Genomic DNA, 15,489 nt, shown 5'->3' on the forward strand with positions numbered 1-15,489 from the left:
TTAAATATTGGTGGATTAAACTTTACGGTCACAAAAACCGTCGCGCAATTTGGTACAGTTGCCGTAAAGATTCAAAGAGTGGTGTTTAATATCAAATTTCAACAGATCGCCCATCATGGATTGAATTTGCTGAATACGGGGGTCGCAAAACTCGACCACCTTACCGCAATCAATACAAATGATATGATCGTGCTGTTTATAGCCATATGATTTTTCGAACTGGGCCATGTTTTTACCAAACTGATGTTTGGTAACCAAATCACATGATACCAATAATTCAAGGGTGTTATAAACCGTAGCGCGGCTTACCCGGTATTTTTTATTTTTCATGTGGATGTATAATGATTCCACATCAAAATGATCGCTTCTCGAATAGATCTCTTCAAGTATGGCAAATCGCTCAGGAGTTTTCCGGAGGCTTTTATTTTCAAGGTAGGCCTCGAAAATTTTTTTTACCAAAGCAATGGTTTCCTGTACAGGCATAATGTTAAATTAACCTTCCAAAGGTATTAATAAATTATAGAAAGTAGAACCGCGACTTAAGAATTGGCCGCAAGGTATTATTTGTATTTTAGGCCGCACTTTTTCAGTTTCCGCGCTTGTATTATGAAGCTTTTTCAATAGGTGAATCAAAACGGGTAACAGATGTGATGCCTTTTACCTGCATTATTTTTTTAATAAGGTTATCTAAGTGCTCGGTATCATTAACATATACCATTATCGATCCTTCAAAAATACCATTATCACTATCAACGGTTATGGAGCGAATGTTCACCTTAAAATCATTTGATATTACTGTTGTAAGCTTATTTATCAAGCCTACATCATCAATACCCCTTATTCTTAATCCGGTTAAAAATGCCAGTTCAAGTTGTTTCGTCCATTTAGCTTTTACAATGCGGTAGCCATAGTTAGCCATTAATTTGGCAGCATTAGGGCAGTTTGTTCGATGTATTTTTATACCATCGCTAACAGTTACAAATCCGAATACGTCATCTCCGGGTATAGGATTGCAGCAGTTGGAAAGTTTATAATCAATCTTTTGCAAATCCTCTCCAAACAGTAATACATCGCTATCTTTTGTTTTTATGCTACGAACCAGGCTTTGCAGTTGCTCATTTTCAATTTTATCCTGTGGCTTATTCTCCACTACTTTTTCGGATGTCTGATATTCTTTAAGGTCCTTCATATCAATAAGGCCCTTTGCAACATTGAAAAAGAGGTCTTGTGTCGAAGGCAACTTGAAGTAATAACTCAGCTTATGTATATTTTCGGAATTATAAGTGATCTTTAATGATTTTAACTTGCGTTCCAGAATTTCTTTTCCATCCTCGGCTATTTTGCGTTTTTCCTCTTTTAATGCCGATTTTATTTTGGCCTTCGCCTTGGCGGTCACCACAAAATTCAGCCAGTCTTCCTTTGGAGTCTGTTTACCTGAAGTTATAATTTCTACCTGGTCGCCGTTTTGTAACTTATAGCTTAATGGTACCAGTTTATGGTTAACTTTAGCGCCTATACAACTTGCGCCAACATCGGTATGTATCTCAAATGCAAAATCGAGCGCGGTGGCATCAAGTGGTAATTGTATAAGTGCGCCTTTTGGTGTAAAAATGAATATCTCATCGCTGAAAAGGTTCATCTTAAAATCGTCTACAAAATCAAGAGCGTTCATGTCGGAATTTTTGAGCATATCCCTCACTTTTTGCACCCATTGATCAAGCCCGCTGTCTGTAGTAGACTCTTTATATTTCCAGTGAGCTGCAAACCCCTTTTCAGCTATCTCGTTCATACGTTTGGTACGCAACTGCACTTCAACCCATTGCCCGCGAGGCCCCATTACCGTGGTATGTAATGATTCGTATCCATTAGCTTTTGGTGATGATATCCAATCGCGTAACCTGTCGGGGTTTGGCCTGTAAAGGTCGGTTACTATTGAGTAGGCTTTCCAGCAATCGGCTTTTTCGTTTTCAGGACTGCTATCCAATATCACCCTTATGGCAAACAAATCATACACCTCTTCAAAGGGGATCGATTTCTTTTTCATTTTGTTCCATATGGAATGTATGGATTTTGGGCGACCGAATATATCGGCATGTAAACCCTGCCCCTCTAATACTTTTCTTACCGGTTCAATAAAATCTTTTATGAATTTTTCCCGTTCGGTTTTTTTCTCATTCAGTTTACGCTTAATCAACTGGTAAGTTTCACGTTCCATGTATTTCATGGAAAGATCTTCCAATTCGGATTTAATAGCGTACAAACCCAAACGGTGAGCAAGCGGTGCATAAAGATATACGGTTTCGGAAGAAAGTTTAAGCTGCTTATCACGAGGCATAAATTCCATGGTACGCATATTGTGCAACCTATCGGCAAGCTTAATTAATATCACCCTGACATCATCCGCAAGGGTAAGCAGCATTTTTCGGAAATTTTCGGCCTGTAAGGAGCTATTGGTATCAAATACTCCGGCTATTTTCGTAAGACCGTCAATTATCTTAGCTACTTTTTTGCCAAACTCCAGTTCAATATCTTCCAGGGTAACATTGGTGTCCTCTACCACATCATGCAGTAATGCGCATACTATTGATGTTGTTCCCAAACCAATTTCTTCAGCAGCTATCTGCGCTACAGCTATAGGATGATAAATATAGGGTTCGCCGGATTTACGACGCATATCTTTATGACTTTCCAAAGCCATATCAAAAGCTTTACGTATCATGCGCTTATCACCCTTTTGCATGGTTGATTTACAGGCACGCAGTAAAGCGCGATATCTTTTTAAGATCTCGTTTTTTTCTGCTTCAAGGTCTATCACTAAATCTTTCATGTATCAGCTTTCGTACTATCAATATATCATTAACCTGCAACATTATTTATTATTGCAGGTTATTATAAAATAACCAAATAAAATGCGTTAATTTTGTATTTAAGTAAAAATATGAAAATAATTGTTTGTATACTGTTGTTTTGTTGTGCAGAGCTTGGGCTAAAAGCTCAGGATAAAACTCCCATTGCTCCAATGGTATTAGGCAAAAATGATACCACCAAAACGTACGTAACAGAAATTGGGGGTGAATTAGTGCCCTGGATCGTGATGCCCGAGGTACACATATATGATACACGTATTTTTGCAAGCGCCCAGGACAGGGCTAATTATTACCGGTTACGGTATAATGTATTAAAAGTTTTGCCCTATGCCCGTTTTGCAGGGCAGCGCTATAGGCAATTACAACGCGACCTGGCCTTGACAGGAGATAAACACGAACAAAAGAAATTAATAAAAGCCTGCGAAAAAGAAATAAAAGAACTTTTTAACTCCAAGATTAAAGACCTGACAATTAGTCAGGGGGAGGTGCTTATAAAACTTATTGACCGTGAAACTGGTAATACCAGCTTTGATATGCTTAAAGAGTTAAAAGGTGGGTTTAATGCATTTGTTATGCAATCGGTAGCCCGCGTTTTTGGTCATAATCTTAAAGAAACCTACGACCGCGATGAGCAGCGGGATATTGAAACTATCCTTAATAATGCGGGATATAATTCCACTTACAATTAATGGATCATAAAAATATCTATCAATTTAATGTTAAAAAGTTAGATGGTAGTGAAATTAATCTTTCAATTTATACTAATAAGGTTTTACTTATTGTAAATACGGCATCCGAATGCGGTTTTACCCCACAACTAAAGGATTTGGTAGCGCTAAAAAATGAGTTTAATGGGAAAGACTTTGAGATATTAGCGTTTCCGTCAAATGATTTCGGCGGGCAGGAGCCATTAGAAGGGCAGGAGATAGCTACTTTCTGCGAGAATTATGGCAATAATTTTCCGGTATTTGATAAGATAAGGGTTAGAGGTCCCTATGCCGATCCACTTTATAAATTCCTAACCAACAAAAAAGAAAATGGTAAATTGAATTCATCTCCCCGCTGGAATTTTCATAAATTTTTAATAAGCAGATCGGGCGAAGTTGTTGATTTCTTTTATCCCTTTACCAATCCAACATCATCTAAAATCAGAAAAAAGATTACCCGGCTGCTCGCTGCTGATGAATAATTATATTGTTTCTAAAATGCTTAAATTAGATATATTAGTTTTACCTGTACACCCCGACGATGCTGAACTGGGATGTGCCGGAGTTATACTTAAACATATTAAACTTGGCCATAAAGTTGGCATAGTTGATCTTACCCGAGGCGAATTAGGTACACGTGGTTCCGCTGAGATACGTGAGAAGGAAGCAGCGCATGCTGCTGAAATATTGGGGATAGCCGCCCGTGAGAATCTGGAATTGCCTGATGGCTTTTTCGAAAATACTAAACCATATCAATTAAAGGTTATTGAATCTATTCGTAAATACCAACCGGAAATTATTATAACAAATGCTTACCATGACCGTCATCCGGATCATGGTCGAGCAAGTGAGTTAGTGGAAACGAGCGCATTTTTATCAGGCTTGCGCAAGATCGAAACCAGCTATAACGGGGTTTTGCAAACTGAGTGGAGACCTAAACAAGTGCTTCATTTTATACAGGACCGATATATTGAACCCGATATTGTTGTTGACGTAACCGAATTTTGGGATACAAAAATAAAGAGTATATATGCCTACGGATCACAATTCTTTAACCCCGAATGGAAAGAAGATGAGCCACAAACCTATATTTCATCGCCTGAATTTATACAGGTAGTAGAGGCTCGCGCCCGTGAATATGGCAAAAGCATACAAGTTAAATATGCTGAAGGTTTTACATCACGTAAAATTTTAGGAGTTAATAATTTATTTGATCTGAAATAATTCTGAAAAAATAAAGGCCGCGTATTAAGCGGCCTTTATTATACTCCTACGTATTCAAAACGATTATTCTCGTTGCTGCGTTCACGTTTTAACCGATTCTCTTTAGCAAGTTTTAATAATATGCCCGATAGTTCTGATGTTTTAAAATCAGAATCGAATTTTTCCCTGCAATATTCCGCAATGGCGGAAATGGAATGCGGTGTTTTGAAATAATCACTATTAAGTAACTGGTTAAGTATCCTGGTTGCCCCTGGTTTTTTACGGCCGGGTACAAATGTGTGATTTTCCGCCCCGCCAGTTATTTTGTGGGCTCTTTTATTGAAAATTTCAGATTCTTCCGTATCCACCTTCTCATTTTCCATAATCTCGTCTAAAAGCCTGTCTATCACTCTCACTTGCACGGCTTCAGACTGGAAAGAATTAACAACTTCGGCTAGTTCAGTAAGTTGTTTTTTTAATTTTTCAATTTGTTTGTTCATTTCTAAAATAGTACCCCTTATGTAATAATTATGATTATAATTAATATATAAAGCACACAGAGTACACGCGCTTTATATAATATGTATTAGATAATAATATTGATAACCGTCAATGTGCGATTATAGTATATTATTAATAAAAAAAGCGCCTGTTCTATTTAAAACAGGCGCTTGTAGCAATATTATTACATAATTATCAGAGTATAGGTAATATTTTTTCAAGCACGTTCAATCCTTCATCAATATGTTGCTTTTCAATAATAAGTGCCGGCCTAAAACGTATACTACGTTCGCCGCATCCTAAATACATTACATTGTTTTCAAGTCCGTATTTAATAAATTTATCACGGATCTCCTTATTGGGAAGGTCAAAAGCTGTTATAAGCCCCTTACCCCGTATGTTGCTAACTATATCATTGCTCCGCGCAATTCTTTTTAATTCGTTTTGTAGATATTCACCCAATCTGCCAGCATTATCACAAAGGTGATCTTCCTCAATTATCTCTAATATTTTTGCAGAGCGAACCATATCAACCAGATTGCCACCCCAGGTGGAGTTAATACGTGATGATACATTGAAAACATTGGTTTCTATCTCATCCACTTTTTTACCAGCCAGTATACCGCATACCTGCATTTTTTTACCAAATGCAATAATATCCGGTAGAGCATTTTCACCAAAATGTTCATGACACCAAAACTTACCGCTCAAGCCTACACCTGTTTGTACCTCATCATATATCAGCATAGCTTCATTCTCATCAGCTAATTGCCGTAATTGTTCCATAAATTCAGCACGCACATGTTTATCACCCCCTTCAGAAAGTATGGGTTCAATTATTATAGCGCAAATGTCATCTGCATTTTCCTTAAAGGCCTGTTTAATTTGTTCGATAGACTTTGCCTCGCGGCTAAGCAGATCATTCATGTTGCCATCGTTAAGCGGATGTATGATCTCCGGTAGCGATACACGTGGCCAGTCAAATTTTGCAAACCATTTTGTTTTTGCAGGCAGGGTATTGGTAAGACTAAGCGTATACCCCGAGCGTCCGTGAAACGCTTTTTCGAAATGAATAACCTTAAAGCCCTTTTCAGAAGTGTGACCTTTAGCAAAGTTTTTCTGCACTTTCCAGTCCATTGCGGTTTTTAACGCGTTCTCCACAGCTAACGATCCCCCTGCAATAAAAAAGGCATGGGGCAGATAATCCGGAATACCTACGCGGTCGAAAGTTTCTACAAAACGGGCGTATTGTTCGGTATATATATCAGAATTGGATGGATTGGTTAATGCCGCAAGCATTAGGTTTTTTTTAAAGCCTTCATCATTCAGCATTTTCGGGTGATTATAACCCAATGGTACTGAAGCAAAACAAGTAAAAAAATCTAAAAGGGTACGATCGGCCCTGGAATCGTACATGTGTACGCCCTGGCTTTTCTCCATATCAAAGGTGAGGTCATAACCATCAGCTAAAACATGCTTGTTTAAAGTAGCTTTTACATTTTTGGGAGTAACATATGATTGAAACATAGGTGTATTGGGTTTCTACAAATTTAATAAAAACCCCTCAAAATCCCTAATTTAAAGGTTTTTGAACCAATTGGCAAAAAAGTAACTTTAAATTAACTAAACCTGCTTTTTGAACTGAAGTTAAGAATGGTATAAATAATTACCGATCAAAAATGCTGTTTTTTTAAAATATCCATCCATAAATATCCATATGATTTATATTATAAAAATTTATTCTTTGTTCCCATTAGTCCCCACAGTCCGCCTGTATGTATGGCCAGTATGCGGCTTCCATATTTAAAGCGGTTTTTGGCAGCTAAATCAAACAGGGCGTAAAGCATTTTCGCCGTATATACCGGTTCTATGAGTATACCTGTATCAGCCACAAAACTTTTTACAAAAGCAATAAGTTCCGGTGTGGTTTTGGCGTATCCCCCAAAATGATATTGGGTGTGTAAATGATAAGTTAGGGGTGTAGCGAGATATTGGTCTATTTCGTTTTTAATAAAGCCGCCATTTTTTAACACAGGAATACCGTTAAACTGTGTTTGTACTTTATTTTGACTAATGCCGTTGATGATGCCGGCGGCTGTTGTACCGGTGCCGCAGGCGCAAAAAATATGGTCATAAGTTTCCGGCAGTTCATCAATCAGTTCCGCGCATCCTTTTACCCCCTCAGCTGATGCGCCGCCTTCGTCAATAAAAAACGCATCACTATCGTTCGCAAAATATTTATGGAATATCGCATTTTTATCGCGGTAAGTTTCACGGTCAATAAATTGTAGTTGCATCCCGTGCAGCCGGCACAAAAACAAGCTGTCGTTATCAACTTCTTCTCCGCGTACAATACCAGTAGCTTTAAACCCAAATTTAGCTGCTGCCGCTGCAGTGGCCACCAAATGATTGGAGTATGCCCCACCAAATGTAACCAGGTGATTTTTACCTTCATCCTGGGCCTTTTTTAATACATATTTAAGTTTGCGCCATTTATTACCTGATATAACCGGGTGAATCATATCATCCCGTTTAATAAAAACCTGTAAACCTTTTTCATCAAATAGATGGTTTTTAATCTGATGAACAGGGCTGTTGACTTCAAACTTGATATCCATTATATACCAAAACCAATACCCGCATTAAAAGATTGGTATTGTGCTGCGCTATAAGATGTATAGAACCGGAAAAAACCAATATTTAACTGAAAACCCAGATCTGCCCGTACACCATTAATACTTTTCTCGTTTATAGAAATTGGATTAGTAAAAGTTTCATAAAAATCCTGACCGGCTGCGGTACTTGTTGTAATAGGATAATTACCGATTGCACCGACATTTGTTTTTGAGTTATTGTACCCTACAGCTAAAAATGGGGTAAAAACACCCAATGTTTTTGATACAATTGCCTGTGCCGTAAAGTTGTTAAAGTGTCCGTCTATATGCTGATTGCTGAAATCATTATTGGTGTTACCGGGCGCAGGTAACGCGCTATTATCTGGTTTTACATCCAAGGGTATATCTAAATTTACCCGTGTATAACCCACTGCTATTGACAAATCAAATGGGATTATACGCCCCGCAGCACCTGCAAAATCCTGTAAAATGTTGTGTTTTATGCCAAATCCGATCATAGAAACGGAACCTACATCATCACCCAGCTTTATTTTAGGAATAGTACGAAGGGTAAGATCGGTGTTATGTACAAGCCCGATAGTAAGTTGTATTTGTGGAGAAGGTATAATGGACGTTTTACCTTCAGGTAAAGTAAATTGATCTATTTTTTGATTGTTATCGTCATAAACATCCAGCACAGCCAGGTTGTTGCTGCCGCCACCAATGGTTGGAGTAGTAGTTGAACTGCCCTGTGCCAGGCGCAAATGATTGGAAAGACCGAGCTGCGTTACATCAAAACGTTTATCGGCCGATGGCACCAATGCACCTGTTGCGGTAATACGCAGATCGAACCGCAAAGTTTTTTTTGTTTTTGCCGTATTGGTCCAGCCGCTGTTCATGCCTACACCAAAGCCCTTAAAGAGTGGCTCTGCATAAGCGTTAACCAGTTTGGTGGCATCTGCCGGGCTCGATTTAATTAGCTCAGAATAGCCGTTTTGGGCACTGGCTTTAATAGCAAATGCTGATAGGGCAGTAACAGCTAAAATGGTAAAGGTTTTTTTCATTGGTTATAATTTAAAAAGAGGTAGTAAATATCGTAATAGTTTTAAATGTGTGCAGCTGCAATAATGATTTCAAAATCAATAATATGAAAAAACAACTACTTTTGCCTGATGATAGATGATACCGGAATAAACGAAAATGATGAACAGGATCTTTTTGAGCACCTGCGTGTAGTGGTTGATAAAGGCCAGTCGTTATTGCGGATAGATAAATTTTTGATGCATCGGGTGGAGAATGCATCGCGCAACCGTATACAAAATGCTATTGAGGCTGGTAATGTATTGCTTAATGATAAACCGGTAAAAGCCAGCTATAAAGTTAAACCATTTGATGTGATATCAGTAGTGTTACCACATCCGCCGCGGGATACAGAGGTTTACCCGGAAAATATACCTATTGATGTGTTTTATGAGGATAATGATGTATTGATAGTAAATAAAGCGGCCGGAATGGTGGTACACCCCGGTTATAATAACTATGCGGGCACCCTTGTTAATGCTCTGGTATATCATTTTCAGCAATTGCCAACGCTTCCGGGTAATGACGGACGCCCCGGCCTGGTACACCGCATTGATAAGGATACCTCCGGATTATTGCTCATCAGCAAGAACGAGCGTAGCATGAATTACCTGGCCAAGCAGTTTTATGATCATACCATTAATCGTAAATATCTGGCGTTGGTTTGGGGCGATATAGAGGAAGATGGCACCGTAACAGGTTATATTGGCCGGAGTTTGAATGACCGCAGGGTAATGTCGATCTACGATGATCCTGAAAGGGGTAAATGGGCTGTAACTCATTACAAAGTTTTAGAGCGTATGGGGTACGTTACACTGATAGAATGTAAATTAGAAACCGGACGTACCCACCAGATACGGGCACATATGAAGCATATTGGGCACCCTCTTTTTAGTGATACCATGTATGGCGGAGATAAAATTTTAAAAGGTACTGTATTTAGTAAATATCGGCAATTTGTTGATAATTGTTTTGAAATTATGCCCCGCCAGGCTCTGCATGCGCAATCATTAGGTTTTTTGCATCCGTCATTAAAAAAGGATATTTATTTTGAAGCACCTTTGCCTGCTGATTTTGAGGGAGTTTTAGAAAAATGGCGCAGGTACAGCAACTCCGGCCCTCAGCAGTCTGTCTGATAAATCAAAAGTTTAGCCGAATAAAAGCAATCAAAAACGGCGCGGTATCGTTATAGCAGTAATATTAATCAAAGCAAATTCGCAAATTTGCGCCTGTAAATCCGCATATATTAAATGACGCCAGTTTTTATCAATTTTAACGGAGAAATTTTACCTGCCGACAGCAAATTGCTTGATGTAGCTAATCGTGCATTTAAGTATGGAGATGGCTTATTTGAGAGTATGAGGCTTATGAAAGGGAAGTTGAAATTTGCCGAATTACATGCTGAGCGTTTACAAAAAGGTATGAGGGCGCTTAAAATTGATGGATACTCTCAAACTGATACATGGTTTTTAAAAGATAAAGTAGAAGAACTTGCACGGCGTAATAAGGTGAAGCATGGCCGTTTACGCTTAACCGTTTTTCGCGATGCGGAAGGTTTGTATACGCCCACCCAAAACAAAATGGGCTATTGTCTGGAGCTACAAGCTATTGATGAACCCAGGTATTTTTTAAATGAGCGCGGGTTGATAATGGATGTTTATACGGAGCTGCCTAAACCCATCAATTTTTTATCTAATATAAAAACGTGTAACGCCCTTATATATGTTTTAGCAGCTATCTACAAATCACAAAACCGCCTGGACGAGGTGTTTTTACTAAACCAGAACGGGTTTTTATGCGAGGCGGGTTCTGCTAATATATTTGTGTGGTATCAGAATCATTTATATACCCCCGCCCTTAATGAAGGTTGTGTAGAGGGGGTAATGCGTCAGGTAGTAATTAAGCTGGCGTTAGACAATAATATCCCTGTAACAGAGGCGCAAATAAACGCCGAAATATTGAATGAAGCCGATGAAGTATTTATTACCAATGCCAGCCGGGGCATACAATGGGTAATGGGTTATGGCGTAAAACGCTACTTCAACCGGGTAAGTAAGGGCCTTATGGATGAATTGAATAAATTGTAGATCAAAAGGAGTACTTACGCTTCCAAAACTTCGCTTTTTATAGTAGCCAGTATGCCATCCCATAAGTTAATACGTGCTTGCAGGGCGGCTTTAACAGCTTCTGCAGCTTCATGCCATTTAGTGTCATCATCACCACAAAGTTCTGCTGTCATTTCATAAGCCAGTTGAGAATGGTGATCACCATCTACTTCGATATGACGTTCCATGTAATAAACAAATATGTCGGCGCTATTCTGTTGTTGTGTATTTATTTTTTTAACCATCTCCACAAACATACCGGGTATCAGATCCTCACGACCGAATGTGAATACAGCCGCTTGTATATGGGGTTTGTTGGTAGCTATTACATCAAATGTATGTTTTACAAATTCACGGGCAGCCTGTGGCATTTCCGCACGGGCTAAAGCGCTGTATATGTCAGGTTGATGCTTTAACTGGTCAAATAAAGAATAAATAGCGCCGGTATCACAATTCGCCTGTTGCATGGCTTGCAGATATAATTCAAAATGACTGGTGCGAATGCCGTTCTGGTCGATATCACTTTCTTCACCGGTAACAATCTCATTTATTAAATAACGGGTATTGGCATTGCCTACTGGCATCCATGGCAGGGTGGTGCAGGTAAGATTTTGCTGCAATGCTTTTAATAACGACATGAAATCCCATACGGCAAATAAGTGATGCTGCATAAAAGTATGCAGATCGTTAATAGTATTTATGCTATGGTATAATTCATGCGCTATCAGTTGAGCGCGAAATGGGGTAATAGCTGTTTTAAGTTGATCTATCCGGGTACTCTTATCTTTCATTGTACAAAAACAAACGGCAAAAATAGCTTTTTGGATGTGTCGTCAGATAACTATTTCATGAAATATGAAATCCATATTACTCAGTTTTTAAGAAAGACTAACCATCTATAATCTGATTCCTCTTAAAAACTCTTCAATACCCATTCGTTTTTTACCTTCTAATTGCAAATCTGTAACGCTGATAAAGCCATCTTTTGTGGCAAACTTAAGATGAGTTTTATTATTGCTGATAAAACCGCCCGGCGATATACCCGGTTCACCGCTTTCAAAGTCCGCATTATATATCTTTAAGGTTTTATCATTTAAAATGGTATACGCAGCAGGAGATGGACTTAGGCCACGAATAAAATTATAAACTGTTTCAACCGGCTGGTTAAAGTTTATCTCACAGTGGGGTTTAAATATTTTGGGCGCGTGTTTCAATTCTGCACCCTCAGCTAATTGTGCCTGCGGATGTTCCTTATATTTGCCGCTTTCTATACTTTTAATGGTTTTCACCAACAGGCCTGCACCTTTGTGCATTAAACGGTCGTGCAATTCGCCGGCCGTTTCGCGGCCGGTTAAGGTTACTTTCTCGGTGAATAAAACATTGCCGGTATCAATATCGTGCTTTAAGAAAAAGGTGGTTACACCGCTTTCTTTTTCACCATTTATTAAAACCCAGTTAATAGGGGCAGCGCCACGGTACTGTGGTAGCAGCGAGGCGTGTAAATTAATGGTTCCGCGCTTGGGCATGTTCCAAACCACCTCGGGTAGCATCCGGAAAGCAACCACCACCTGCAGGTCTGCTTTAAGCGCTTCCAGTTGTTTTAAAAATTCAGGATCTTTTAGCTTTTCAGGTTGTAAAACTTTAATCTTATGTTCTACTGCGTATTGCTTTACAGCCGATTGACTGATCTTTTTTCCACGTCCGGCGGGTTTATCCGGAGCAGTAACTACGGCAACTACGTTACTGCCCGAGGCTATAAGGGCTTCAAGCGAAGCAACAGCAAATTGGGGTGTGCCCATGAAAATAATTCTCATTACGCTATATCAAAGTTTTTCGGTAGAAAAATAAAAAACACGATGAATTGTTTTGTTGTCTATTTATAAAGTAAATATTTACTACGGATTTTCTTGAATTCCGATAGTTCAGGTTCCCAACTCGCACGTATCTCTGTCTCTGTTTTACCATTGATAATTTGCTGCTGCAATGTTTTATTGCCGGCCAGCTTGGTAAAATAAGCGTTGAAAAAATGCGCCTTATCCGGGAAAGCCTTATAAAGCTCTAACAGCCATGCTAAATTAAGTTTTTGGCTGTCGCGAAAAATATTTGTATTGTAATTTTTAAGATCAATACCATAACAAAGCTGATCCTTCTGTGGCGGGTTCTCGCTCATCCCGGCAATACTTTCCGGTTTAAATGAATAGCTGTATTTATCTTTCAGTAAAGGATGACCTACTACCTGGAAAGGGAAAAGCGTACCCCTGCCCAAACTTAATGTGGTGCCCTCAAACAAGCATAAAGAAGGATACAGCAAAACGGATTGATTAGTATTTAAATTCGGTGACGGGTTTACCGGTAGCTTGTAGGGCATTGCATGTGTGTAGTTAGCTACTTTAATAATTTTTAACTTACATTTAATTCCATTTTTTAACCAGCCCTCGCCATTTATCATCCGGGCATATTCAGCAACCGTCATGCCGTGTACAATAGGTACTGGATGCATGCCCACAAAAGAGCGATATGCGGTATCCATCACCGGCCCGTCTACGTAAAAGCCGTTGGGGTTTGGCCTGTCCAATATCATTAGTTCAATGTTATTTTCAGCACAAGCTTCCATAACATAGTGTAATGTAGATATATAAGTATAAAATCTTGCTCCCACATCTTGCACGTCAAATACCATCAGATCAATGCCTTTCAAATCTTCAGGGGTTGGCTTATAATGCTTACCATACAACGATATAGCAGGTAAGCCTGTAACCGGATCGGTACTGTCGTTAACAGTGGAACCGTTGCTGGCATTGCCACGGAAACCATGCTCGGGGCCAAATATTTTCTTAACCTTTATACCTGCTTTCAGTAAGCTATCTACAACGAGCACAAGTTTAGGACCTATAACCGAAGTCTGATTGATAAGCATACCTACATTTCGGCCTTTTAAATAATCTATGTATAACTGAACCTGATCGGCTGCGGGTAATATAGGAAGGGTAATTTTTTTTATGGCAGTTTTATGTTCCCGCGGGGTTTGGGCCAGGTTGTCACACTCAAAAAACAGGCAGCAAATGAGGGCCAAAGGCAGGTATAGCTTTATTCTTTTCATAAATTAATGCTATTAAAGCAAATTTAAAAGCGGTATGTTTAACTCTAAAAACGCATATTTGCGAAGGTACAAAAATCATTCTGCTTTGAGTTTCGCCAGATTTATATCAAGTCGTATTACATTAAAGTCCAAGCGTACATTTTCAAAATTAATTGTACGGATAGCTATTATTGGCATAATGCTGGGGCTTGGTGTAATGATATTATCAATTGCAGTAATCAAAGGCTTTAAACAGGAGATACGCGAAAAGATACGCGGATTTGCAGGGGATATCCAAATAGTAAAATCCGATCTGAACAATTCTTATGAAAATTCCGCTTTTATTTACAATTCTTCTTTAGTTAAAAAATTAGAAACCAGTCATTTAATTACAAGTGTTGTTCCATATGCCACTAAACCGGGAATTATTAAAGCAAACGATGAGATTGAGGGGGTGGTTTTAAAGGGGGTAGATAAAAATTACAATTGGAATAATCTGAAAAGAACCTTGGTTTCGGGCAGTGTGATTGATTTTACTGATTCGGCAGCGGCTATTAAACAAATATTGATATCGCAACGTACCGCCAATCGGTTAAAGCTAAAGGTTGGCGATGATATGCTGATGTATTTTATTCAGGAACCTTTACGTAAGCGAAAATTTACTATAAAAGGAATATTCAGCGTAGGGGTGGATGAGGTAGACAAAACATTTGTAATAGGCGACCTTGATTTGATAAAACGCCTTAATGACTGGGATAAAGGTGAAATAGGTGGATATGAAGTGCGAGTTAAAAAGTTCGATCAGGTTAATGCCATAGCAGATCAAATTGATGTTAAATTACCTATATTGCTTAAATCCTATACACTTGCTGAAAATTACCCCGCAATTTTTGAATGGCTTGCCCTGCTGGATGTTAACGCGGTAGTTATGTTGGTATTAATGACGATTGTTGCCGTTATTAATATGATATCAGCCTTACTGATAATGATATTAGAACGTACTGCTATGATAGGCATATTAAAGGCCATGGGCGCCGGCAATTGGGCCATACAAAAAGTGTTTTTGTATAATGCTGCCTACCTTATAGGAGTAGGGCTATTGCTGGGAAATATTTTAGGGTTAGGATTAGGGTTTTTTCAGCAAAGCACACACTTTTTTAAACTGGATCAGGCATCCTATTATATGACTTTTGTGCCTATAAAACTTGTTTGGACAGATGTAGTTTTACTCAATATAGGTACGCTCATTATTTGTTTGCTTGTGCTTATTATACCGTCCATGCTGGTTACCCGTATTACTCCTGTCAAGGCAATCAGGTTTAAATAAATCTG

Annotated in this window: 15 protein-coding genes; 6 read left to right on the forward strand and 9 right to left on the reverse strand. The window is 38.8% G+C overall.

Annotated features, from left to right (window positions below; genetic code table 11):
• Positions 1 to 15: 15 nt before the first annotated feature.
• The gene (locus I5M19_RS03080; RefSeq protein ID WP_200063906.1) at positions 16 to 483 is read right to left on the reverse strand and encodes a Fur family transcriptional regulator; all 468 of its coding nucleotides are present in this window, start codon (positions 481 to 483) and stop codon (positions 16 to 18) included.
• Positions 484 to 604: 121 nt separating this feature from the next.
• Entirely contained in the window at positions 605 to 2,827 is a 2,223-nt protein-coding gene (locus tag I5M19_RS03085) for a RelA/SpoT family protein (protein ID WP_200063908.1), read from the reverse strand.
• A 111-nt stretch (positions 2,828 to 2,938) separates the two neighbouring features.
• Here I5M19_RS03085 and I5M19_RS03090 point away from each other — a divergent pair, with 111 nt between their 5' ends.
• Genes I5M19_RS03090 through bshB1 form a run of 3 tightly spaced genes read left to right on the forward strand, consistent with a single transcriptional unit; the run spans position 2,939 to position 4,798 of the window.
• A complete protein-coding gene (locus I5M19_RS03090; RefSeq protein ID WP_200063910.1) occupies positions 2,939 to 3,556 on the forward strand; it encodes a DUF4294 domain-containing protein in 618 nt (205 codons plus the stop codon).
• Positions 3,556 to 4,056 (forward strand): glutathione peroxidase, encoded by a 501-nt coding sequence (locus I5M19_RS03095; protein WP_200063912.1) that lies wholly within the window; start codon positions 3,556 to 3,558, stop codon positions 4,054 to 4,056. Before I5M19_RS03090 ends, I5M19_RS03095 begins: the two co-directional genes overlap by 1 nt.
• A 16-nt stretch (positions 4,057 to 4,072) precedes the next feature.
• Positions 4,073 to 4,798 (forward strand): bacillithiol biosynthesis deacetylase BshB1, encoded by a 726-nt coding sequence (bshB1, locus tag I5M19_RS03100; RefSeq protein WP_200063914.1) that lies wholly within the window; start codon positions 4,073 to 4,075, stop codon positions 4,796 to 4,798.
• A gap of 38 nt (positions 4,799 to 4,836) precedes the next feature.
• On the opposite strand, the gene I5M19_RS03105 is transcribed toward bshB1, so the two are convergent.
• From I5M19_RS03105 to I5M19_RS03120, 4 genes are all read right to left on the reverse strand, one after another.
• Positions 4,837 to 5,277, reverse strand: coding sequence for a hypothetical protein (locus I5M19_RS03105; RefSeq protein ID WP_200063916.1), 441 nt, complete (start codon positions 5,275 to 5,277; stop codon positions 4,837 to 4,839).
• Between the two features lie 196 nt (positions 5,278 to 5,473).
• Positions 5,474 to 6,805 carry an L-lysine 6-transaminase gene (gene lat, locus I5M19_RS03110; protein WP_200063918.1) on the reverse strand — a complete coding sequence of 444 codons (1,332 nt, stop codon included), beginning with the start codon at positions 6,803 to 6,805 and terminating at the stop codon, positions 5,474 to 5,476.
• Between the two features lie 200 nt (positions 6,806 to 7,005).
• The gene (locus I5M19_RS03115; RefSeq protein WP_200063920.1) at positions 7,006 to 7,896 is read right to left on the reverse strand and encodes a 1-aminocyclopropane-1-carboxylate deaminase/D-cysteine desulfhydrase; all 891 of its coding nucleotides are present in this window, start codon (positions 7,894 to 7,896) and stop codon (positions 7,006 to 7,008) included.
• A complete protein-coding gene (locus tag I5M19_RS03120) occupies positions 7,896 to 8,957 on the reverse strand; it encodes a DUF6588 family protein (protein WP_200063922.1) in 1,062 nt (353 codons plus the stop codon). Before I5M19_RS03120 ends, I5M19_RS03115 begins: the two co-directional genes overlap by 1 nt.
• Before the next feature lie 108 nt (positions 8,958 to 9,065).
• Between I5M19_RS03120 and I5M19_RS03125 the strand changes: the two genes are divergently transcribed.
• Positions 9,066 to 10,109 carry an RluA family pseudouridine synthase gene (locus I5M19_RS03125; protein WP_200063924.1) on the forward strand — a complete coding sequence of 348 codons (1,044 nt, stop codon included), beginning with the start codon at positions 9,066 to 9,068 and terminating at the stop codon, positions 10,107 to 10,109.
• 114 nt (positions 10,110 to 10,223) lie between these two features.
• On the forward strand, positions 10,224 to 11,060 hold the full coding sequence (locus I5M19_RS03130) for an aminotransferase class IV (protein WP_200063926.1): 837 nt from the start codon (positions 10,224 to 10,226) through the stop codon (positions 11,058 to 11,060).
• Between the two features lie 14 nt (positions 11,061 to 11,074).
• On the opposite strand, the gene I5M19_RS03135 is transcribed toward I5M19_RS03130, so the two are convergent.
• The 3 genes from I5M19_RS03135 to I5M19_RS03145 all read right to left on the reverse strand — a co-directional run bounded on the left by I5M19_RS03135 (position 11,075) and on the right by I5M19_RS03145 (position 14,178).
• Positions 11,075 to 11,869, reverse strand: coding sequence for a DUF3050 domain-containing protein (locus tag I5M19_RS03135; protein WP_200063928.1), 795 nt, complete (start codon positions 11,867 to 11,869; stop codon positions 11,075 to 11,077).
• Positions 11,870 to 11,974: 105 nt separating this feature from the next.
• Positions 11,975 to 12,892 carry a methionyl-tRNA formyltransferase gene (gene fmt, locus I5M19_RS03140; protein WP_200063930.1) on the reverse strand — a complete coding sequence of 306 codons (918 nt, stop codon included), beginning with the start codon at positions 12,890 to 12,892 and terminating at the stop codon, positions 11,975 to 11,977.
• Positions 12,893 to 12,951: 59 nt separating this feature from the next.
• Positions 12,952 to 14,178, reverse strand: coding sequence for an exo-beta-N-acetylmuramidase NamZ family protein (locus I5M19_RS03145; protein ID WP_200063932.1), 1,227 nt, complete (start codon positions 14,176 to 14,178; stop codon positions 12,952 to 12,954).
• Between the two features lie 85 nt (positions 14,179 to 14,263).
• Here I5M19_RS03145 and I5M19_RS03150 point away from each other — a divergent pair, with 85 nt between their 5' ends.
• Positions 14,264 to 15,484: an ABC transporter permease gene (locus tag I5M19_RS03150; RefSeq protein WP_200063934.1), complete on the forward strand. Its 1,221-nt coding sequence runs from the start codon at positions 14,264 to 14,266 to the stop codon at positions 15,482 to 15,484.
• Positions 15,485 to 15,489: the final 5 nt, after the last annotated feature.

The sequence above is a fragment of the Mucilaginibacter segetis genome (genome assembly GCF_016522075.1).
Classification (GTDB): domain Bacteria; phylum Bacteroidota; class Bacteroidia; order Sphingobacteriales; family Sphingobacteriaceae; genus Mucilaginibacter; species Mucilaginibacter segetis.